The sequence below is a fragment of the Pseudomonas sp. 10-1B genome (assembly GCF_000935045.1).
Lineage (GTDB): Bacteria > Pseudomonadota > Gammaproteobacteria > Pseudomonadales > Pseudomonadaceae > Aquipseudomonas.
This window is the reverse complement of record NZ_JYKS01000011.1, coordinates 23,566-43,997: the sequence shown is the minus strand read 5'-3', so window position 1 is coordinate 43,997 and position 20,432 is coordinate 23,566. Positions and strand designations below refer to the sequence as shown.

Sequence of the window (20,432 nt, the reverse complement as noted above, 5' to 3'; positions counted from 1 at the left end):
CCATCCTTCACCGCAACTGTGCTGGTCCCTGGTAAAGGAATAGCCTTATGCTGTAACGAAATATGTCTAGAAAGCCTGAATAAGGAAGCCGCAATGCCGATCAAGGACCTGTTCATCGCCCTGGTGGTGATCGTCGCCTGGGGAGTCAACTTCGTGGTGATCAAAGTTGGCCTTGACGGCTTGCCGCCGATGTTGCTGGGGGCATTGCGCTTTTTGTTGGTGGCGTTCCCGGCGATCTTGCTGGTGAAGCGGCCGAAGCTGCCGTGGCGCTGGCTGATCGCCTACGGCGCGACCATTTCGCTGGGCCAGTTCGCCTTCCTGTTCCAGGCCATGTACAGCGGTATGCCACCGGGGCTGGCCTCGCTGATCCTGCAGTCGCAGGCCTTTTTCACCCTTGGCTTCGCCGCGCTGTTCCTCGGTGAGCGGTTGCGCCTGGCCAGTGTGCTGGGGTTGCTGGTGGCCGCCAGCGGGCTGGCACTGATCGGCAGCGAAGATGGCGGCCACGTGCCGATCTTGGCGCTGGTGCTGACCCTGTGCGGCGGTGCCATGTGGGGTTTGGGCAATATCATTACCCGGCGGTTTGGCTCGGTTGACCTGGTGGCGTTGGTGATCTGGGGCGGGCTGATCCCGCCGCTGCCTTTTCTGGTGTTGTCCTGGTGGTTGGAAGGCCCTGAGCGTATAGGCCATGCCTTGGCCAACATCAGCTGGAGTTCGGTGTTGGCCCTGGCGTACCTGGCTTTTGTCGCCACCATGCTTGGCTACAGCTTATGGAGCAAGCTGCTGTCGCGCCACCCGGCGGGCAAGGTGGCGCCGTTTTCGCTGCTGGTGCCGGTGATTGGTTTGAGTTCATCGGCGTTGTTGCTGGGCGAACGCTTGACGGTAATCCAGGGCTGGGGCGCCTTGCTAGTGATGGCCGGGTTGCTGGTGAACGTGTTCGGCGCGCGCATCGGCCAGCGCTTGCGGGCGGCTAACGCCTGAATTGTCGAGCATCCAGACACTGGCGCGGTCACTGGGAGCAACTGTCTTGTATTGCCTGAACTGGCCTCATCGCCGGCAAGCCAGCTCCCACCTCGACCGCATAGGCCTCAAGCCCTGTGCAGTACCTGTGGGAGCTGGCTTGCCGGCGATGGGCTGCGTAGCAGCCCCGCTCTGCTAGAATCGGCCTCCTTTTGTCAGGCCAGCGGAGCGCCCCCATGATCATTTCCACCACCAGCCAGCTCGAAGGCCGCCCGATTGCCGAATACTTGGGTGTGGTCAGTTCCGAATCGGTGCAGGGCATCAACTTCGTGCGCGATTTCTTTGCACGTTTTCGCGACTTCTTCGGCGGCCGTTCGCAAACCCTGGAAAGCGCGCTGCGCGAGGCCCGTGAACAGGCCACAGAAGAACTGAAGGCGCGGGCACGCCAGTTGCAAGCCGATGCGGTGGTAGGGGTGGATTTCGAGATCAGCATGCCGTCGGTACAGGGCGGCATGGTCGTGGTATTCGCCACCGGTACGGCGGTACGCTTGAAGTAGAGCGTTTTGCCACTGGTCGGCTGCAGGGCTTTTGTCTAGTCGGTCTGCAAATGACCGGCTAGTCTCAGTTTCACAGGCCGCGTTTACCTGGGCAACTTTTCTGGTTGCCGGCGCGACCGTCACTGGAGGGAGACAGGGCATGAGCGAATCTTTTTTCGAAGACCTGAACGACGCGTTCCCGATCAACAGCCAGGTGCGTTGCGGCCAGGCGGCCTTCCGCCTGGGTTTCGCCCACATGACGCTGGATGATTCGGAACAGCTCCAGCCTGCACACCTGCAGCGCAGCAAGAAAGGCCGCTTCATGCCGCGGGTTCCGCTGAAGAAGTGATCCCGCCCCCAAATACCCCGCCCGATGGCGGGGTAATTTTTTACGCCCATGAAAAAGCCCGGCCTATGCAGGCCGGGCTCAGGTAAGGGTGCGAACCCTCAGTTGAGCGGTTCGATCACCTTGACTGCCTGCTGCTCACGGGCAGCGGGCCATTCTTGTTGCAGGGTCTGCAGTACGCGGCCGACGAACTCGGTGTCGGCGGCGGCCTTCTTGCCGACGTAGCCTTGGCCACGGCGGTAGACCTTGAAACGGGCACGCATGCTGGGCAGGTGCTCTTCGAATTCATCTTCGACGGTGTTCGGTGGCAGGCGGTCGAGGCGCACTTCACCGGTTTGGCTAACCCACAGCAGATGGTCGTCGAGGCTGTCCTTGCGCATGGCGAACAGCTGGGCCAATTGGTCGATTGTGGGATTGTTGTTCAAGTTCATCATAAAGCCCCCATTACCCATTCGTAGGTGATTTTCACAGTTGGCGCTACCACGGTGTAGCGCACTACCAAGGCTGCTACAGCAGCATCGCAACAGGGGCTTTCTCACGCTGCCTTTTGGACAGTTTCCCTCTCCACGGACGGCCTGCGTTACCGCGCAGGCCGTCTGGAACACCCTTGCCACCGCTCCCGATCGGGGAGACGGCTTCATCATGCACAAGGGCGATGAATGGCGTCAACCATTTTGTAGTGAATATTTTCAGTCACTACATTTTTGTCATTTTGTTCGACAATTACTGCCGACACTACAGCCCGGAGAGAATGCCGAAGGCTGCGCGCACCCTGGCTTCATTGGGAAAATTGCGGTTGGCCAGCAGCACCACAGCCAGCTGTTCGGCGGGCACGAACGCGGCGTAGGCACCAAAACCGTTGGTCGAACCGGTCTTGTTGTACCAGGCAGCAGGCAGGGCGGGGAGGGCCGGTTGCAAGCGTGTGGTGGCCTGCGGTTCACGGATCAGCCGCGGGCTGTTGCCATCGACCAGCGTGTCCAGCGGGACCGGGTAGGGGTAACGTTCCCAGCCCAGGCCTTGGGTCATGGCGCCGACCTGGAAGTAGCCCTGCTGGGTAAGGGCGGTGGCTTGCACCAGTGCCGGCGGCAGGCCCTGCGGCTGCATGTGCAGGCGCACATAGTGCAGCAGGTCGCTGGCGCTGGTCTTGATGCCATAGGCCTCGTCGGCGTAAGGGCCAGGGCCGACACGCACTGGTTGGTTCGTGGCATCGTAGCCCTGGGCATAGAGCCCCTGGGCACTGGCCGGGACATTCAGGTAGGTATGCTCGAGGCCCATCTTGGCCAATAGGCCTTGGGTCATCAACGTGGCAAAGGGTTGTTGCTGGGCGCGTGCGGCCAGGTCACCGAACAAACCCAGGCTGGGGTTCGAGTAGCAGCGCTGGGTGCCGGGTTTGGCGTGGGGTTGCCAACTGCGGAAGAACGCGACGACCTGCTGCGGCGTCTGCACCGTATCCGGGAACTGTAACGGCAGGCAGTCGGCACTGTAGGCGCCCAGTTCCAGCACCGTCGCTTCGCCGATGGGCGCCCCGGCAAGTGCCGGGTGATAACGTTTGGCCGGGGCGTCGAGGTCCAGTTTGCCCTCGGCGCTGGCCAGCGCGGCCAGGGTGGCGGTGTAGGTCTTGCTCAGCGAGCCGATTTCGAACAGCGTGTCGCGGCTGACGGGCACACCCTCGGCCTTGCTGGCCACGCCATAGCTGAAGTAGTGCGCATGGTCGCGGGCGTAGATCGCCACGGCCATTCCGGCAATGCCGTGCTCCTGCATCAGCGGGCGGATGATCCGGTCGACCTTGGCCTGCAGTTGGTCGTCGGCATGAGCGGCAGTGTGGCCCAAGGTGAGGGTGATGGCGGTCGCAAGTGCGGCCAGGCGGGGAAGGGGCATGGGCGGGTCCTTTTCTGGAGCGTGTCCGTTGAGCGATACCGGTGGGGGTTCCGGCGTTAGCGGCGCAAAGCCGCAGACCTTATCGTCTGCCCTGGCACAATGACAAGACGGAAGCAGTGATGAAGTATTTGCGCATGTTGTTCGACAATTTCACCCTGGCCTTACTCGGGGTGGTCCTGATCGCCACGGTGCTGCCTTGTTCGGGCACTGGTGCGGTGTATTTCGGCTGGCTGACCAACCTGGCCATCGGCCTGCTGTTCTTCCTGCACGGCGCCAAGTTGTCGCGCGAGGCGATCATCGCCGGTGCCGGGCACTGGCGCCTGCACCTGCTGGTGTTCTCGTGCACTTTCGTGCTGTTCCCGCTGCTGGGCCTGGCGTTCAAGCCGCTGTTCGTGCCGCTGGTTGGCAATGAGCTGTACCTGGGCGTGCTCTACTTGTGTGCCTTGCCGGCAACCGTGCAGTCGGCCATCGCCTTCACCTCGCTGGCCCGCGGTAACGTGCCAGCGGCCATCTGCAGTGCAGCGGCGTCCAGCCTGCTGGGTATCTTCCTTACGCCGTTGCTGGTGATGATGTTGCTGGGGGCTAGCGGGGATACCGGTTCTGGCCTGGATGCGGTGCTGAAGATCACCCTGCAACTGCTGGTGCCGTTCGTTGCCGGGCAGCTCGCGCGGCGTTGGATCGGCGCGTGGGTCAAGCGCAATGCGCGCTGGCTCAAGATGGTCGACCAGGGCTCGATCCTGCTGGTGGTCTACACCGCCTTCAGCGAGGCGGTGGTCACCGGGTTGTGGCACACGGTATCGCCGCAGCACCTGGCCGGGCTGTTCGCCGTGTGCGGGGTCCTGCTGGCGGTGGTGCTGTTCGCCACCCGGTTGCTCGGCAAGCTGCTGGGCTTTGACCTGGAGGACCGCATCACCATCCTGTTCGCCGGTTCCAAGAAGAGCCTGGCCACCGGGGTGCCGATGGCCCAGGTGCTGTTCGTAGGCAGCGGTATTGGCGCGATGATCTTGCCGCTGATGCTGTTCCACCAGATCCAGCTGATGGTCTGTGCGGTGCTGGCACAGCGTTATGCCAGCCGTGAGCAGGTGGCTGAAGAGGCTTCGGCGGCGTCCTGACTACTTGGTTGGCAACTGGCGAGGTCCCTATGTAGAAGCGGCACAATGGCTAATGCCAGTCAGTTAAGTCTTAGTGGCAGCCATTGGGGCTGCTTTGCAGCCCATCGCCGGCAAGCCAGCTCCCACAGGTACTGCACAGGGCTTGAGGCCCATGCGGTCGAGGTGGGAGCTGGCTTGCCTGCGATGGGCCGCAAAGCGGCCCCAATCGCTTAGCTGACTGGCATTAGGCACAATGGCTGGCTTTATCTGGCCTGCCCTGAGCTGCGCTCGCGCAGTGCCTTGCCCACCTCGGCCTCGATCTTGTAGGCCGGCCCCTCCAGGTCGTCGTAGTTGCGCGTATAGCGCCGGGCAAATTCCTCCACGCCCAGCTCCTGGTACTGCTGCACATGCTTGAGCTCGTGCGCCCACAAGGCCACGTTGTCCTCGGCATCTGCGGCACGGCGGAAGATGATCGTGTCGATCAGCGTCACGGCGTTTACATCGGGGTTCTGCAGTAGCGCATTGGCAGCGCTGATCTGCTGCTCATCACCCACCCGAAAGCGCGCCGCGTCGAGTACGGCAAAGTCATACCAGGGTTCAAGCTGCGCGCGGATATGCAAGGGGATCGGCTGCACGCCGCTGGTCGTAGCCTCGTCGCGGGCCTGGCGCAAGGCGTAGGTCAGGCTGGACGAGGCCATGACTTCCACGTCCTTGAGGATCTGCCCGGCCTGGCCAGGATCGATCGGGGCGCAGAAGCAACCCATCAGGCACACTTGGTACTGTCCCGGTGGGCAGGCTTGTTCGGCGAGCGCAGGCAGGGCCAGCAACAGCCCCAGCAATGCACTAATCGGCTTCATGCAGGGCCTTTTCGACGAAGTGGCGGCTGGCGTCCAGCACCTGCGACTGTACGCTTTCAGTGGCCAGCATGCGTCCGACCAGTAAGGCACCCACGCACTGGCTGATCAACACCCAGGCCAGTTGTTCATCCTCCAGTGTCGCGCTCCAGGCCTGGTGCAGTTCAACCAGCCAGTGCTCGGCCACTTCGCGCACCGGCTCCGGGGCTCGGGCGATTTCCACGCCCAGTGGCGGCAGCGGGCAGCCACCCTCGGCATTGTGCAGGTGGGCCAGGCTCAGGTACTGCTGCAGGCAACGCCCCAGGCGTTCACGGCTGGCGCCTTGGTTGGCCAGGCGCGCCAGCGGGCTGTTGCACAATTCCTGGCGCACCACTTCGGTGAACAGGTCATCCTTGGACGGGAAGTGGTTGTAGAAGGCACCGCCGGTCAGGCCGATCGCCTTCATCAACCCGGCCACGCCGGTAGTGGAGAACCCCCCGCGCTTGGCCAGCGCGCCGCTGCTGGCCAGCAGCCGTTCGCGGGTTTGCTGCTTGTGTTCATTGGAGTAGCGCATTCACATGCCTCTGCAGGCGGGCTTGACGATACCAGGGATCATAACATAGCGTTCGTTTACTAAACGATCATTCATCAATGGAGGCGGGCATGGCAGAACGACAAAAAGTAGTGCTGGTGATAGGCGCAGGCGATGCCACTGGTGGCGAAATCGCCAAGCGCTTTGCCCGCGAGGGCTACATTGCCTGTGTAACCCGGCGTCAGGCGGACAAGCTGCAGCCGCTGCTGGACGAAATCCGTGCTGCCGGCGGCCAGGCCCACGGTTTTGGTTCCGATGCGCGCAAGGAGGATGAAGTGGCAGCGTTGGTCGAGACCATAGAGCGTGATATCGGCCCGATCGAAGCCTTTGTGTTCAATATCGGTGCCAATGTGCCGTGCAGCATCCTTGAGGAAACCCCGCGCAAGTACTTCAAGATCTGGGAGATGGCCTGCTTCGCCGGCTTCCTCACCGCCCAGGCGGTCGCCCGGCGCATGGTCCAGCGCGAGCGCGGTACGATCCTGTTCACCGGTGCCACCGCCGGTACCCGTGGTGCGGCGGGTTTCGCCGCCTTCGCCGGGGCCAAGCACGGCCTGCGCGCCTTGGCCCAGAGCATGGCGCGCGAGCTGGGGCCGCGCAACATCCATGTCGCGCACGTGGTGGTGGACGGGGCTATCGACACTGCCTTTATCCGCGACAGTTTCCCCGAGCGCTATGCCCTCAAGGACCAGGATGGCATCCTCGATCCGGCCCACATCGCCGACAGCTATTGGTTCCTGCATGCTCAACCCCGCGATGCCTGGACCTTCGAACTGGACCTGCGCCCGTGGATGGAACGCTGGTAAACCCCTTACCCTGATCAAGGACCCTATCCATGCACAAGACCGTCGATTTCTTTTTTGACCTGGGCAGCCCGGCCAGCTACCTGGCCTGGACCCAACTGCCTGGCATATGCACACGCCAGGGGGCCTCGTTGCGCTACCGACCGATGCTGCTGGGCGGGGTTTTCCAAGCCACGGGCAACGCCTCGCCTGTCATGATCCCGGCCAAGGGGCGCTACATGTTTACCGATCTGGGGCGCTTTGCTGCGCGCTATGGGGTGCCGTTCGGGCTGCCGCCGGGGTTTCCGGTCAATACCTTGAGCTTGATGCGCGGGCTGATGGGCACCCAACTGCGTACGCCGGAGCGCTTCGAGGCGTTGCTGGCGGTGTTGTTCAATGGGCTGTGGGTGCAGCGCCGCAACCTCGGTGATAGCGCCGTTCTGGACGAAACGCTCAGCCAGGGTGGTTTCGACCCGCAGGCTTTTCATGCGCTGGCGGCTGACGGTGAGGTGAAAGCCGCACTCAAGCAGGCGACTGAGGAGGCTGTGGCACGCGGGGTGTTCGGCGCGCCAGCCTGCTTTGTCGGTGACGCGATGTTCTTCGGGCAGGATCGCCTGGACTTTGTCGAGGAGGCGTTGCGTCAGGGCGCCAGCAGCCTTTCCAACTGAGTGCGTTCCCACAGGCTGAGCAGATCGACCGGGTTGCTGCCATAGCGCTGCCAGTCTTCGAGCCCGGACTGTTCGCCATCGGCGCTCTGGCAGTGAACGCAATGTGCCAGGCTTTCGTTGTCTAGCGCGAGGGTCAGGCGCCAGCCATTGATGACGATGTCCACCAGGCCTTGGTCGTGGCGAGCTTCAATCGACAGCGCATGGATGCCGAGTGCGGCGTCGCGCAGGCATTGGTAGATAGTTCGAGTGTTCATGCCTCTCTCACAATGTGGGGCATTACCTGTGGGAGTGGCTTTAGCCGCGAACACCGGCGAAGCCGGTGCCATGCGCAGCGCATCACCCAATCAGAAATTCGCCGGGGTGTTGGCGCTGATGATCTCGGCCTCGTCCGGCCCGACGTTCTTGAAACTGTGCGGCAGGGTAGTGGGGATGTAGTACCCGTCGCCCGAGTTCAGCACGCTCACCTGGCCATCGACCCACAGCTCGACAGTGCCCCGGGTGACCAGGCCACATTCTTCACCCTCGGCATGCACGATCGGCTCGCCCGAGTCGGCACCCGGTGCGTACAGTTCCCGCAGCATGCGCATCTGCCGGCCTTCGACACTGGCACCGACCAGCAGCATGCGCAGGCCGTTGCGGCCCAGGTCTGGCTGTTCGCCACCACGGAACACGTAGCGCTCTTCGCGCACCGGCTCGTCGAAGCTGAAGAACTCCGCCAGGCTCATCGGTATGCCTTCGAGCAGTTTTTTCAGGGAGCTGACCGAAGGGCTGACGCGGTTCTGTTCGATCTGCGAGATCGTCGAGTTGGTCAGCCCGCTGCGACGGGCCAGTTCTCGTTGGGAGAGGTTGTTGCGTTCACGCACCAGTTTGAGTCGCGTCCCCGTGTCCATAGCCGCCTTGTAATCAGAGGTGTTAAAAATAATGAGCGATGCGCATTAAAACACACTCTGCGGGCTTGCGCGCTGTGCTTCTCAAACCCTCTGTTCACGCGGCATTGGCCACAGCCCGACGAGCAACAACAACGCTGCCACGGCCAGGAATGGCAAGCGCGGATCAAGGGCATACACCAGGGTGCCGGCCAGCGGCCCGATCACCGCGCCCATGCCTTGGGCGGCGCCAATGGAGCCGGCGGTGGCGCCTTGCTCGGAGGCCTGCATGGCATTGGCTGCCAGCGCCGAAAACGCCGGGAAGACAAAGCCCATGCCCGCTGCCGCGACGAAGTAGCAAGCCCACAGCCAGGGCGCCGTGGTCGCCAGCGCGCCGCAGGCAAAGCCCAACCCGGAAACCGTGGCGCCTACCCGGATCATCTTCAGTGGCGGCCACTCCAGTTGGCGCAGCAGCACCTGTGCCAGCATCAGCGCCACGCCCACTGTGGTCAGGGCGATGCCGGCGGCCTGGGCGGCTTCGGCAGGGCCCAGGTGCAGGCGGTCGATGGCGAAGAAACCGACGATGATCTGCGACACCGTAACGCTGAGCATGGCGCTGAACGCCACCAGCAGGGGCCGGCGCAGGCGCGGGTCGTTCAGCCGCACAGGGCTGGGTGCATGGCTGTGCGGCAGGGCCTGCGGCTTGAGGGTGAACAGCAGCACGATGAAGGCGCTGGCAGGCAGCAGCGACATGATATGGAACGGCAGGCTCAGGCTATGCCGCGCCAGCAGCGCTGCCAGCGCCGGCCCTACCACCAGGCCGACAGCGTTGGCCGCCCCCAATGAGGCCATGGCCCGGGCTCGGCGCTGTGGCTCGACATGGTCGGCGATCAGTGCATTGCAGCTCACCGGGATGGCGGCATAGAAGGCGCCGATGCAGCCACGGGCGAGCATCAGGCCAATGAAGGCCAAGGTCGCCCCGGGCATCCAGCGCAGGGCGCCTTCGACGAACAGGCACAGCAGCCAGTAAGCCAGGGTGAAACCAGCGCTGCCCAGCAGCAGGATGCGCCGGCGGCCCAAGCGGTCTGCGGCGCGGCCCCAGGGCCGGGCCAGCAGCACCCAGACCACGCCCGCCACGGTCACGGCGGCGCCAGCTTGCCAGGTGGCCATGCCAAGCTGGCGGGCGATCGGGCCAATCAGGGCGACGAAGGCCATCATCGACATGGTGCAGGCCATGTTGGCCAGCAGCAGGGGACGCAGGTCCAGCGTGCTGGCAGGTAGAAGGGTGGCAGGGTCCTTTGCGACGTTCATAGGGCAGTCCAGAGCAGTTCGGCAAGTAAAAGCCGATGTTATTAAGAATTATTATTGTTTGTCGAACGCCCCGGCTGCCATGGATCATTCACTGCGGCGCAAGGGAGTTGGCCACATGCTACGCAACACGCCGTCGCGGCGCACCCATGCATGCATCAGCGCCGCGCCAACGTGCACCAGGATCGTGGCGAATAACAGGTAGCCGGCCCAGCCATGGGCCTGACGCAGTACGGCATACAGCTGCAGGTTGTGAGGGACGATGGCGGGTAAGCCCAGCGGGCGCGGGTAGCCATCTGCCGACAACATGGCCCAGCCCAGCAGTGGCATGGCTAGCATCAGGCCATAGAGCAGCAGGTGCGAGGCCCCGGCGGCCCAACGTTGCAGCATTGGCAGGTCGCGCGGCAGGGGTGGATGGGGCAGTGCCAGGCGCACAGCGATGCGCAGCACCACCAGTACCAGCAGGGCCAGGCCGGTAGCCTTGTGCAGCCCGATCAGCACAGGGTGGCGCGGCGACAGGTCGCCGACCATGCTCACACCGATGAACAGCATGGCCAGGATCAGCACTGCCATCAACCAGTGCAGCAGGCGGGCGAATGGATGGAAGGCTTCGGGTTTCATGGGCGGACTCCGGTACTGAGCGATTCGCGGCTGCGGCGGTTGAAGGATTCCGAGTAGGCGGCCGAGCGGGCGGCGAGGATCGGGTCGGCGGACGCTTCGATGCCCTGGGGCAGGATCAGTGGGTCGAAGTTGAGGTCGCGGCACGCCCCTTGCTCAGGAGCGTCGATCTGTTCCAGCACCAGGGTGCCGGCGTCCACGCTGCGTCGGTCGGCAGGCCAAGGGCTGGCGGGGTCGTCCACCGCATCGCCCGGTTCGGCCAGCACCAGGCGCAAGGTCCAGCGCAGTGGGCCTTGGGCCAGGCGATGCTGCAAGTCGTGCTGCAGGAACTGTTTGTCGTCGACCTGGCCAGGCAATGCAGCAAACGCCGTTTGTGGCTCAAGTTGCCAGCGCACCGGATGGGCGGCGCCGGATGCGTCGATCAGGCGGAAGGCATTGATACTGTGGTACTGCGTGCTGGCGAAACTGTCGCTAGGTTTGTAGCTCGCCGCCCATTGGCGAAACGCCGCGCTTTCCGGGTGGGCGGCGAAGAATGCCTGCATCTTGGCCGGGTCCGGTTTGCCGGTGGCGGGGGCGGGGGCGCCTGCCAGCACTTGCTCGTAGAACCCTTGCGGCGTGCTCACCGCCAGCACTGGCGGGTTGTTCATGCCGGTGCGCCAGACCTGGCCATCGTCGGTGCTCAGCTGAATCGCCAGGCTACGTACCGGTATGCCGGTGTCCGGGGCGAACGGGTTGGCGCCGCCGATGGCGAAACGGCCGATCACCGGCACCCGTTGCTGGCTGAACGCACGTGCCGTGGACAAGCTGGCGGCTTGCCCGCTGGCCTGGAAGTAGCCGCTGACGCACAGGCCCTTGGCGTGGTTCTTGCGGTAGCCCGGGTAATGCCCGGCCTGGGCTTCGAAGGTGTCGATGATGCGCTGGGGCGTCAGTCGGGTATCGCCGAGCCATCCGGCGGCATAGGCAAAACTGGCGCCCGTCGCCAGCATCACGCTGCCGATGGCGGCCAGGCGCCAGGCCTTGGCCGGGCCGTGCAAGGGTGAGTTCATGGTCATCGTCCGGTTCAGTGAAGGTGCCGGTACGACGGCGCAGGGAAAAACTTATTCCCGCGCAAGGAATAGAATTTCCTGGTAGGCGTCTGCCTTTTACACTGACAGCCTCAGAGGCCGGGACTTTGCCATGCATGATCTGGACGACCACCAGTGGCGCGAGCTGCTGGCCCGCCTGCGCCGCTTTGCCGTGTGGCTGACCCGCGAGCCGGGCAGCGCCGACGACCTGGTGCAGGCCACGGTCGAGCGGGCCTTGAGCCGGCGCGACCAGCAACGCGATGCCAACGCGCTGCGGGCCTGGCTGTTCACCATTCTTTATCGGCTTTTCCTCGACGGTAAGCGCCGCGACCGCCTGCATGCGCGCTGGCTGTCCTGGTTCGGCCGTGCCGAGCGCGACGACGAGCCGCTCGGCGGCAACCTCGAGGCCATCGTCCTGGCCCAGGCCGACCTGCAGGCGTTTGCCCGGCTCACGGCCGAGCAGCGTGCCTTGCTGCTGCTGGTGAGCATCGAAGGTTTGAGTTACAAGGAGGCCGCCCAGGCCTTGGGTATCCCCATCGGCACTGTGATGTCGCGCCTGTCGCGCGCGCGCAATGCCTTGCGCGAACTGACCGAGGGCAACCCTCAGCCCCCGGCCTTGCGGAGACTGAAATGACGCGCCTGATCCCCAGCGAAGACGAATTGCACGCTTACGTCGATGAGCGCCTGGAGCCTGTGCGCCGGGCCGAGGTGCAGGCCTGGCTGGCGGCCAACCCGCAGGCTGCAGCCAAGGTCGAGGGTTGGCGTGCCGACGCCCGTCGTTTGCGCACGGCATTGGCCGGGTTCGGCGAACTGCCTGGGGCGGCGCCGCTGGACCTTGGCCAGTTGCGCCGGCAAATGCGCCAACGCCGCCAGCGGCGCTGGGCAGCGGCGGCGGTGGTGATGCTGGCGCTGGGCGTGGGTGGCCTGGGCGGCTGGCAGGTGCGCGATGCGACCCTGGCGCATGCCGAACTGCCCATGGCCGATGCCGTGCAGGCGCACCGCTTGTTCGCAGGTGGCCAGGCGCTGGATATCCAGGCCAGCGACCCTGAGCAGTTGCGCGACTGGCTGGGGCGCCACTTCAGCCGCGTGGGCCAATTGCCGGACCTGGCAGGGTATGGTTTCCAGCCAGTGGGTGCGCGGCTGCTCAGCAACGAGCAAGGGCCGGCAGCGTTGCTGGTGTTCGAGGATGGCAAAGGGCAGCGTATCAGCCTGTTCCTGCGCTCACCGGGTGAGCAGTACCGACGCATGCCGGACGGGCAGCGGGTGGATGGCCAGTTGGAGGCTCGGTATTGGTCACATGGGGCCTACAACTTTGCCCTGGTCAGTGCGGCGGACGATGTGCGTGGGGCGGGGGTAGGGGAGGCCTTGCGGTTGGGGTTGTGATTGGGCCTCGGTGTTGTGGGCGTGTGGATGTCTTGGGGGCACAGTACCTGTGGGAGCGGGCATGCCCGCGAAGAATCCAGCGCGGTGGATGGCACCGGCTTTGCCGGTGTTCGCGGCGGTTCGACGCCTCGACATGCCCGCTCCCACAAAGATTGCGCAAGCCTTCAGACTTTGAGCAAGACAGTTGCCTGCCTTGGTGCATGTCTCAAGACAAGTGGGGCGGTGGATGCGCCAGTCGAGAAGTCCAGTCAAGGCAACAAGGCAGGCAACCATGACCTGACAGGTTCGGCACGTTGCAACAAATGTGGGAGCGGCCTTGCGTCGCGATGCGCCGCGCGGGCGGCGCTCGATTTCACAGGCACCACCTCCCCCAAGACAGGCCCCTCGCAGCCCCACCACTAAACTCAGCTCAGCTCCAGCCAGATCGGCGCATGATCCGAAGGCTTTTCCATCGCCCGCAGCTCATAGTCCACACCCGCCGCCTTGATCCGTGGCACCAAGTGCTGCGAGGCCATGATCAGGTCGATGCGCAGGCCACGCTTGGGCTCGTCCTCGAAGCCGCGGCTGCGGTAATCGAACCAGCTGAAACGGTCGGCCACTTCCGGGTGCAGGTGGCGGAAGCTGTCGACCAGGCCCCAGCCTTTCAACCGTTCCATCCACTCGCGCTCTTCCGGCAGGAAGCTGCACTTGCCGGTCTTCAGCCAGCGCTTGGCGTTGTCCGGGCCGATGCCGATGTCGCAGTCCTGCGGCGAGATGTTCATGTCGCCCATGACCAGCACTGGCTGGTCGTTGCGGAACTGGGTTTCCAGCAGCGCCTGCAGGTCGCTGTAGAAGCGCTGCTTGGCCGGGAACTTGGTGGGGTGGTCGCGGCTTTCGCCCTGGGGGAAATAGCCGTTCATGATGGTGATGGGGTTGCCATCGGCATCGGCGAAGGTGCCCCAGATGAAACGCCGCTGGGCTTCTTCTTCATCGCTGGCGAAGCCCTTGTGCAGGCTCAGCGGCGCCTGGCGCGACAGCAGGGCCACGCCGTAGTGGCCTTTCTGGCCGTGGTAATGCACGTGGTAACCCAATGCCTGCACGTCGGCCAACGGGAACTGATCGTCGCTGACCTTGGTTTCCTGCAGGCCGATCACGTCCGGCTGGTGCTTTTCGATCAGCGCCGCCAGCTGGTGCGGGCGGGCCCGCAGGCCGTTGATGTTGAAACAGACGATCTTCATGGAAAGATAATCCCGGTAAAAAGCGCGATGCTAGCCGACATCGCCGGCCATCACCAGCATGGCGGCTTTGCAAGCCTGCTGCTAACGTGCTGTAGGAGGTGAACGATGCGCGCAAGGGCACCTCCAAGGCACTGATATGCCCATTCCAGGAGGTTTGCCCGCAATGCCCGAAACCACTGCCGCTCCGGCGCGCGTCTGCCTGCTCGATGATGGTTACAGCCGTGAGGCGCGTTCGCTGCTGTACAACGCCTACCGCCACGAACCCACCTTCGCCTACATCTTCGAGGCCCAGCGCCCGGGATATGAGCGGCGCCTGCGGGTGATGGTGCGCGAATGGGTGCGCCAGCACTTTTACCTGCAGTTGCCCGCTATCGGCCTGTTGCTGGAGGACCGCCTGATTGCCTTGGCTCTGATCGTACCGCCGCTGCGCCGGCTGGGCGTGGCTGACAGCTGGGCCTGGCGCCTGCGCATGATCCTGGGTACCGGCCTGCGCTGTACGCGGCGCTACATGGACTACCAGGCCGCGCTGGCCACCTGCCTGCCAACTGACCAGGTGCATGTGCTGCCATTGCTGGGGGTGCACCCGCAATTTCAGGGTAGGCACTACGGTGAGCAATTGTTACAAGCTGTGCACGACTGGTGCGCAGAGGACCCGGGCACCCAGGGTGTGGTGCTGGATACTGGCAACGAGCACTACCTGGCCTTTTACCAGCGCCAGGGTTATGAGGAAATTGGCGAGGTCGCTGTAGGGCCAATCCGGGAGAGGGTGTTCTTCCATCCCAATCCGGTTTCTTCAAGTTCCGCTTTTGCCTGAGCAGGCCTCCAGGCGGCTCCCTTGAGCGCCCGGCTCTGGTAGCATGCGCCGCATGACGTATTCAGGAAGATTGACCTGGGGCCTGGTTTTCTGGGCCGCCAGTTTCTCAGCATGGGGCCAGAGTGAGTTGCTGGTGAAGGTAAAACCGGCCAACAAGGCGCTCAAGGCCAATGTCGAAGGCTATATCGGTACCCTTGGCGACCGCGACGAAGAAGCGCTACTGCGCTTCAGTCGCGGCGCTCAGGAGCAGGCGCGCAAAGCCGCGCAGGCACTTGGCTACTACCAGGCGCGGATCGATACCGAGGTCAAGCCCGCCAGCGAGGCTGACCACTCCCCGCAACTGATCATCAGCATCGACCCGGGCGAGCCGATTCGCCTGCGCAACGTGACCGTGCGCATAGAAGGCCCTGCCAGTGAGATGAAGGCTTTCCGCGTGCCCGACAGCAAGGCGCTGCGCGCGGGCGAACAACTCAACCATGGCCATTATGAAGATGCCAAGCGACTGATCCAGAACCAGGCGTCGCGCTACGGCTTTTTCAGTGGCCGCTTCAGCCGCCAGCGCCTGGCGGTCGACCCCCAGGCCGGCGTGGCCGATATCGAACTGGTCTACCAGAGTGGCCCGCGTTACCGCCTGGGCGCGGTCACCTTCGGTGGCGACACGCCGCTGGACGACGAGCTGCTGCAGCGTATGGTTGGGTTCAAGCCGGGCACCCCCTACGACTCGGAACTGATCGCCGAGCTGAACAATGACCTGCAATCGAGCGGCTATTTCGAAGGCGTGCGCGTGGATGCGGCGCCCACCGCTGCAGTGGGCGAAGAGATCCCCGTGGATGTCCGCCTGGAAACCCGCAAGCCACGCACCATGGGCCTGGGCCTGGGCTTCTCGACCGACGTCGGGCCACGCGGCAAGGCTAACTGGACCCGGCACTGGGTCAACCCACAGGGCCACAGCTATGGCTGGGAAACCGAGCTGTCGGCGCCGCGGCAGAACGTCGGCCTGTGGTACGACATCCCCCTCGACCCGCCGCTGACCGACAAACTGCGCTTCGCCGGCGGCTACCAGAATGAGGAAATCGCCGGTACCGACACCCTCAGCAAGCTGTTGACGGTCGGCCCCGAGTGGCACAGCAAGCTGCCCAGTGGTTGGCAGCGGGTGATTTCGCTCAAGTACCAGCGCGAGGAGTACCGCCTGGGCGACGACTCCGGGTTGAGCAACCTGCTGATGCCGGGGGTGAGCTATTCCTACCTGCGCAGTGACAACCGGATCGACCCGCACAACGGCTACCGCCTGCAGTTCGATGTACAGGTAGCCAAGGAAGGGCTGGTTTCAGACACCAATCTGCTGCATGGCAACGTGTTGCTCAAGGGCCTGACCACGCTCGGTCACAACCACCGCTTCCTCGGCCGGGTGCAGTTCGGTGGCAGCGCGACCAATGGCTACAAGAACAACATTCCGCCGTCGCTACGCTTCTTCGCCGGTGGCGACCAGAGCGTGCGTGGCTACGACTACCAGACCCTGTCGCCGAAGAACAGCGACGGCGACCGCATCGGTGGGCGCTACCTGGTGGCTGGCAGTGTCGAGTACCAGTATTCGCTAAGCGAAAAGTGGCGCCTGGCAACCTTCGTCGACCAGGGCAACTCGTTCAACAACCTCGAGCTACCCAGCCTGAAGACCGGTATCGGTTTTGGCGTGCGCTGGGTTTCGCCGGTCGGGCCGCTGCGCCTGGACCTGGCCAAGGCGCTGGACGACGACGGGGGGATTCGCCTGCACTTTTCCATGGGGCCTGAGCTTTGAAACGCGTGATCAAATACATTCTGCTGGGCTTGCTTGGGGGCGTCGCGAGCCTGGGCCTGGCGCTGGGCGTGCTGCTGGGTACCGAGGCTGGCAGCCGCTGGGCACTGGGCCTGGTGCCCGGGCTCGAGGTGGCCGACTTCCAGGGCCGGCTGGCGGGCAACTGGCAGGCCAGCCGGCTGCACTGGGCCGACGGCGGCAGCACGGTAGAGGTGCAGGCACCCCTGCTGGCCTGGTCGCCCGCGTGCCTGCTGCGCGGCACACTGTGCATCGACCAGTTGCAGGCGCAACGCATCGACATGGCCTTTGCGCCAAGCACGCAGCCGGCCGACAGCGCCCCGTTGCAATTGCCGGCCCTGCGCTTGCCACTGGCCATCGAGCTGGGTGAGGTCAAGGTCGGCCAGCTGCGCCTGGATGGCAGCGACCTGTTTGGCGACTTGCAACTGGTGGCGCACTGGAGCAATGCCGGGATGCGCATCGATAGCCTGTATGTGCAGCGCGACGACCTGCAATTGAGCCTGCAGGGTGACCTGCAGCCCGAAGGTGACTGGCCGGTGCAATTGCAGGCGCAACTGCAGCTGCCTGCGGTAGAGGGCAAGCCCTGGCAATTGGCGTTGACCGCCAACGGCGAATTGCAAAAGACCCTGAAGCTCGCAGGCACCAGCAGCGGTTACCTCGATGCCAGGCTGAGCGGGCAGTTGCAGGCATTGGCCGAGCACCTGCCGGCGACCTTGCAGATCCGTTCCGAGGCCTTCAAGCCGGTCGGCTCGTTGCCCGACACCTTGCAGCTCGACCAGCTCAAGCTCGATGCCAAAGGCGACCTGCTCAACGGTTATCGACTGTCGGGGTCGGCCAGCCTGCCTGCCGAACAGTCACCGATCGAGCTGGTGCTGGCCGGGCTGGTGGACAGTAAAGGCGCCAGGCTCGATGCGTTGGAGCTGAATGCCAGCGCTACGCAACGGGTCAAGTTGCAAGCCACGGCCGACTGGCAGCAAGGCCTGGTCGCCGATGCCCAACTGGACTGGCAGGACTTCCCGTGGCTGCGTCTGTACCCACTGGAGACGCCACCCGAGGTCACGCTCAAGCGCTTGAACGCCCAGGTGCGCTATCGCGATGGCAACTACCAGGGCACCTTCAATGGCGACCTGGACGGCCCGGCCGGGGCGTTCACCCTGGCCAGCCCATTCGAAGGTGACCTGAGCCAGGTGAAACTGCCGCAGTTGGCGCTGACTGCCGGGCAAGGCAAGGCCGCTGGCAGTGTCGCCGTGCGCTTTGCCGAAACCTTGGCATGGGATGTAGACCTGCAGCTGTCGGCACTCGACCCGGCCTACTGGCTGGCCGAGCTGCCGGGAACCTTGGCAGGGCCCCTGCGCAGCAAGGGCCAGATGAAGGGCGACACGCTCAGTCTCGATGCGCAGCTCGACCTGAAAGGCCGCTTGCGTGGCCAGCCGGCGTTGCTCAAGGTCGAAGCCCAAGGGGCCGGGGAGAGCTGGACCCTAGGGGCGCTGGCGATTCAACTGGGTGACAATCGCATCAACGGCAGTGGCAGTCTGCAGCAGCGCCTGGCCGGGCGGATCGACCTCGACCTGCCGCGCCTGGGCCAGTTGTGGCCGAGGCTGCAGGGCCAGGTCAAGGGCCGGCTGGACGTCGCCGGCACCTTGCAGGCCCCGCAAGGTACGCTGACCTTGCAAGGCCAGCGGTTGGCCCAGGCCGAGAACCGGCTTCAGCAGTTGCAGCTGGATGCCCGCCTGGACAATGCCCAGCGCGGCGTGATCGACCTCAAGGCCAGCGGTATCCACTTGGGCGACACGGCATTGGGCACATTACAGGCCAACGGCAAGGGCGACATTCGCCAGCAAGCCCTGGTCCTGGCGCTGGATGGCCCGCAGCTCAAGCTCGACCTGGGCCTGGATGGCCAGTTGAACAAGGGTGACTGGCGTGGGCGACTGGCCAATGGGCGGATCCAGGCCGGTGGCCAGGACTGGCAATTGCAGGCACCGACACGCCTGCAGCGGCTGGCCAGCGGCCAGCTGGACGTTGCTGCCCACTGCTGGCGCTCCGGTCAGGCCAGCCTGTGTGGCGACGACCAGCGTCTGGCGCCCGAGCCGCGCCTGCGCTATCACCTCAAGCAGTTCCCGCTGGGCAGCCTGGCCCAGTGGCTGCCGAAGGACTTTGCCTGGCAGGGCCTGCTCAATGCCGACATCAACCTAGACATCCCGGCCAGTGGTCCCAAGGGCAACATCGTCATCGATGCCAGTGGTGGCACCCTGCGCGTGCGCGACAAAGACCGCTGGGTCGACTTCCCGTACCAGGCCCTGCGCCTGGACAGCACACTGGCACCACGGCGTATCGATACCCGCCTGGTTTTCCGTGGCGAGCGCCTGGGCGAGTTGAACCTCAACACCCGTCTCGACCCGCTGGGCAAGAACAAGCCGCTTTCGGGGGATTTCCGCCTGGCCGGCCTGGACCTGTCGGTGGCGCGCCCGTTCGTCCCGATGGTCGAGCGACTGGCCGGGCAGCTCAATGGCACAGGCCAGCTATCGGGTACCTTGCTGGCCCCGCAGGTCAACGGCAACCTGATGCTCAGCGGCGGCGAAGTCAGTGGCGCCGAGCTGCCGGTCAGCCTCGAAGACCTGTCCTTGCAGGCGTTGATTGCCGGTGAGCAAGTACAGCTCAGTGGTGGCTGGCGCAGTGGTGAGCTGGGGCGTGGCCAACTGAGTGGCAACCTCACCTGGGGCCAGACGCTGGGTATGGACGTGCGTCTGCAGGGCCAGCAACTGCCCGTCACCGTTGAGCCGTATGCGACGCTGGCGGTGGCCCCAGACCTTACCTTGCGGCTGATCGACGACAAGTTGGCAGTGAGCGGCAAGGTTCAGGTGCCCACGGGCAAGATCACCGTGCGCGAACTGCCGCCTTCTACCGTGAAGGTGTCGGATGACACCGTGATCGTCGGCCATCAGACAGAAGAGGGCAAGCCGCCCATGGCGATAGCCATGGACATCGATGTCGAAGTGGGCCGCGACAAGCTGTCGTTCAGTGGCTTTGGCCTTACGGCCAACCTGCTCGGCCACGTGCATATCGGCGACAACCTCGATACCCGCGGTGAGCTGAGCCTGACCGACGGCCGCTACCGTGCCTATGGCCAGCGGCTGACCATCCGCCGCGCGCGGCTGCTGTTCGCTGGCCCGATCGACCAGCCGTACCTGGACATCGAAGCGGTTCGCAAGGTTGACGACGTGATTGCCGGTATCCGTTTGAGCGGCAGTGCCGAGCAGCCCACCACGAACGTGTTCTCGGAGCCGGCCATGAGCCAGGAGCAGGCGCTGTCGTACCTGGTATTGGGGCGGCCTTTGGGCACTTCCGGCGAAGACAACAACATGCTCGCCGAGGCTGCGCTGGGCTTGGGCCTGGCCGGCAGTGCCGGTATCACCGGCAGCCTGGCTTCGAGCCTGGGGATCGACGACTTCCAGCTGGATACCGAAGGTTCGGGCAATACCACCAGCGTGGTCGCCAGCGGCAACCTTACCGAGAAGCTGAGCCTGCGTTACGGCGTAGGGGTGTTCGAGCCCGCCAACACCATCGCGTTGCGCTACAAGCTGAGCAAGAAGGTTTACCTGGAGGCCGCTAGCGGGCTGGCCAGCTCATTGGACATCTTCTACAAGCGCGACTTCTGAGGCGGGGCCGGGGCGG

The 20,432-nt window shown here is 64.5% G+C and carries 21 protein-coding genes; 11 read left to right on the top strand and 10 right to left on the bottom strand.

Translation table 11 applies throughout. From position 1 onward, the window contains the following. Window positions 1-93 precede the first annotated feature (93 nt). The 3 genes from TZ03_RS08040 (at window position 94) to TZ03_RS08030 (ending at window position 1,842) form a co-directional block, all read left to right on the top strand. Window positions 94-978 (top strand): EamA family transporter, encoded by an 885-nt coding sequence (locus TZ03_RS08040; RefSeq protein WP_051096862.1) that lies wholly within the window; start codon window positions 94-96, stop codon window positions 976-978. Window positions 979-1,193: 215 nt separating this feature from the next. Continuing rightward, a complete protein-coding gene (locus tag TZ03_RS08035; protein WP_003258990.1) occupies window positions 1,194-1,514 on the top strand; it encodes a YbjQ family protein in 321 nt (106 codons plus the stop codon). A gap of 139 nt (window positions 1,515-1,653) precedes the next feature. After that, window positions 1,654-1,842 (top strand): hypothetical protein, encoded by a 189-nt coding sequence (locus TZ03_RS08030; RefSeq protein WP_003253897.1) that lies wholly within the window; start codon window positions 1,654-1,656, stop codon window positions 1,840-1,842. 98 nt (window positions 1,843-1,940) lie between these two features. Here the strand turns inward: TZ03_RS08030 and TZ03_RS08025 are convergent, their stop codons facing one another. Continuing rightward, entirely contained in the window at window positions 1,941-2,273 is a 333-nt protein-coding gene (locus TZ03_RS08025; protein ID WP_051096860.1) for a hypothetical protein, read from the bottom strand. A 301-nt stretch (window positions 2,274-2,574) separates the two neighbouring features. Continuing rightward, window positions 2,575-3,717, bottom strand: a complete 1,143-nt coding sequence (gene ampC / locus TZ03_RS08020) for a class C beta-lactamase (protein WP_051096858.1) — start codon at window positions 3,715-3,717, stop codon at window positions 2,575-2,577. A 119-nt stretch (window positions 3,718-3,836) separates the two neighbouring features. On the opposite strand from ampC, the gene TZ03_RS08015 reads away from it, so the two are divergent. Beyond that, a complete protein-coding gene (locus TZ03_RS08015) occupies window positions 3,837-4,829 on the top strand; it encodes a bile acid:sodium symporter family protein (protein ID WP_051096856.1) in 993 nt (330 codons plus the stop codon). Between the two features lie 242 nt (window positions 4,830-5,071). Here TZ03_RS08015 and TZ03_RS08010 read toward each other — a convergent pair whose 3' ends face one another. Further along, a complete protein-coding gene (locus tag TZ03_RS08010) occupies window positions 5,072-5,665 on the bottom strand; it encodes a DUF4157 domain-containing protein (RefSeq protein WP_051096854.1) in 594 nt (197 codons plus the stop codon). After that, window positions 5,652-6,215 carry a TetR/AcrR family transcriptional regulator gene (locus TZ03_RS08005; RefSeq protein WP_051096852.1) on the bottom strand — a complete coding sequence of 188 codons (564 nt, stop codon included), beginning with the start codon at window positions 6,213-6,215 and terminating at the stop codon, window positions 5,652-5,654. The genes TZ03_RS08010 and TZ03_RS08005 overlap by 14 nt, the downstream gene beginning before the upstream one ends. Before the next feature lie 89 nt (window positions 6,216-6,304). Here TZ03_RS08005 and TZ03_RS08000 point away from each other — a divergent pair, with 89 nt between their 5' ends. Beyond that, window positions 6,305-7,036, top strand: a complete 732-nt coding sequence (locus TZ03_RS08000; RefSeq protein WP_051096845.1) for an SDR family oxidoreductase — start codon at window positions 6,305-6,307, stop codon at window positions 7,034-7,036. 29 nt (window positions 7,037-7,065) lie between these two features. After that, window positions 7,066-7,680, top strand: coding sequence for a 2-hydroxychromene-2-carboxylate isomerase (locus TZ03_RS07995; RefSeq protein ID WP_051096843.1), 615 nt, complete (start codon window positions 7,066-7,068; stop codon window positions 7,678-7,680). On the opposite strand, the gene TZ03_RS07990 is transcribed toward TZ03_RS07995, so the two are convergent. The 5 genes from TZ03_RS07990 to TZ03_RS07970 form a co-directional block, all read right to left on the bottom strand. Next, window positions 7,653-7,934 carry a hypothetical protein gene (locus TZ03_RS07990; RefSeq protein ID WP_177328447.1) on the bottom strand — a complete coding sequence of 94 codons (282 nt, stop codon included), beginning with the start codon at window positions 7,932-7,934 and terminating at the stop codon, window positions 7,653-7,655. The two genes, TZ03_RS07995 and TZ03_RS07990, sit on opposite strands and share 28 nt — an antisense overlap. Before the next feature lie 90 nt (window positions 7,935-8,024). Further along, window positions 8,025-8,570, bottom strand: coding sequence for a cupin domain-containing protein (locus tag TZ03_RS07985; protein WP_051096841.1), 546 nt, complete (start codon window positions 8,568-8,570; stop codon window positions 8,025-8,027). An 81-nt stretch (window positions 8,571-8,651) separates the two neighbouring features. Beyond that, window positions 8,652-9,857, bottom strand: a complete 1,206-nt coding sequence (locus TZ03_RS07980; RefSeq protein WP_051096839.1) for an MFS transporter — start codon at window positions 9,855-9,857, stop codon at window positions 8,652-8,654. A gap of 84 nt (window positions 9,858-9,941) precedes the next feature. Next, window positions 9,942-10,475, bottom strand: a complete 534-nt coding sequence (locus TZ03_RS07975) for a cytochrome b (protein ID WP_051096837.1) — start codon at window positions 10,473-10,475, stop codon at window positions 9,942-9,944. Next, window positions 10,472-11,524 carry a catalase family peroxidase gene (locus TZ03_RS07970; protein WP_051096835.1) on the bottom strand — a complete coding sequence of 351 codons (1,053 nt, stop codon included), beginning with the start codon at window positions 11,522-11,524 and terminating at the stop codon, window positions 10,472-10,474. Before TZ03_RS07970 ends, TZ03_RS07975 begins: the two co-directional genes overlap by 4 nt. 124 nt (window positions 11,525-11,648) lie before the next feature. Here TZ03_RS07970 and TZ03_RS07965 point away from each other — a divergent pair, with 124 nt between their 5' ends. Both TZ03_RS07965 and TZ03_RS07960 read left to right on the top strand, forming a co-directional pair. Then, a complete protein-coding gene (locus TZ03_RS07965; protein WP_051096833.1) occupies window positions 11,649-12,170 on the top strand; it encodes a sigma-70 family RNA polymerase sigma factor in 522 nt (173 codons plus the stop codon). Beyond that, window positions 12,167-12,919 carry an anti-sigma factor family protein gene (locus tag TZ03_RS07960; RefSeq protein WP_051096831.1) on the top strand — a complete coding sequence of 251 codons (753 nt, stop codon included), beginning with the start codon at window positions 12,167-12,169 and terminating at the stop codon, window positions 12,917-12,919. The genes TZ03_RS07965 and TZ03_RS07960 overlap by 4 nt, the downstream gene beginning before the upstream one ends. Before the next feature lie 404 nt (window positions 12,920-13,323). On the opposite strand, the gene xthA is transcribed toward TZ03_RS07960, so the two are convergent. Beyond that, a complete protein-coding gene (xthA, locus tag TZ03_RS07955; protein WP_051096828.1) occupies window positions 13,324-14,136 on the bottom strand; it encodes an exodeoxyribonuclease III in 813 nt (270 codons plus the stop codon). Between the two features lie 163 nt (window positions 14,137-14,299). Between xthA and TZ03_RS07950 the strand changes: the two genes are divergently transcribed. From TZ03_RS07950 to TZ03_RS07940, 3 genes are read left to right on the top strand one after another with little or no spacing between them, the layout of a single operon-like run. After that, window positions 14,300-14,950 carry a GNAT family N-acetyltransferase gene (locus TZ03_RS07950; protein WP_051096826.1) on the top strand — a complete coding sequence of 217 codons (651 nt, stop codon included), beginning with the start codon at window positions 14,300-14,302 and terminating at the stop codon, window positions 14,948-14,950. A gap of 52 nt (window positions 14,951-15,002) precedes the next feature. Next, window positions 15,003-16,745 carry an autotransporter assembly complex protein TamA gene (locus TZ03_RS07945; protein WP_051097098.1) on the top strand — a complete coding sequence of 581 codons (1,743 nt, stop codon included), beginning with the start codon at window positions 15,003-15,005 and terminating at the stop codon, window positions 16,743-16,745. Next, a complete protein-coding gene (locus TZ03_RS07940) occupies window positions 16,742-20,416 on the top strand; it encodes a translocation/assembly module TamB domain-containing protein (RefSeq protein WP_051096824.1) in 3,675 nt (1,224 codons plus the stop codon). The genes TZ03_RS07945 and TZ03_RS07940 overlap by 4 nt, the downstream gene beginning before the upstream one ends. Window positions 20,417-20,432: the final 16 nt, after the last annotated feature.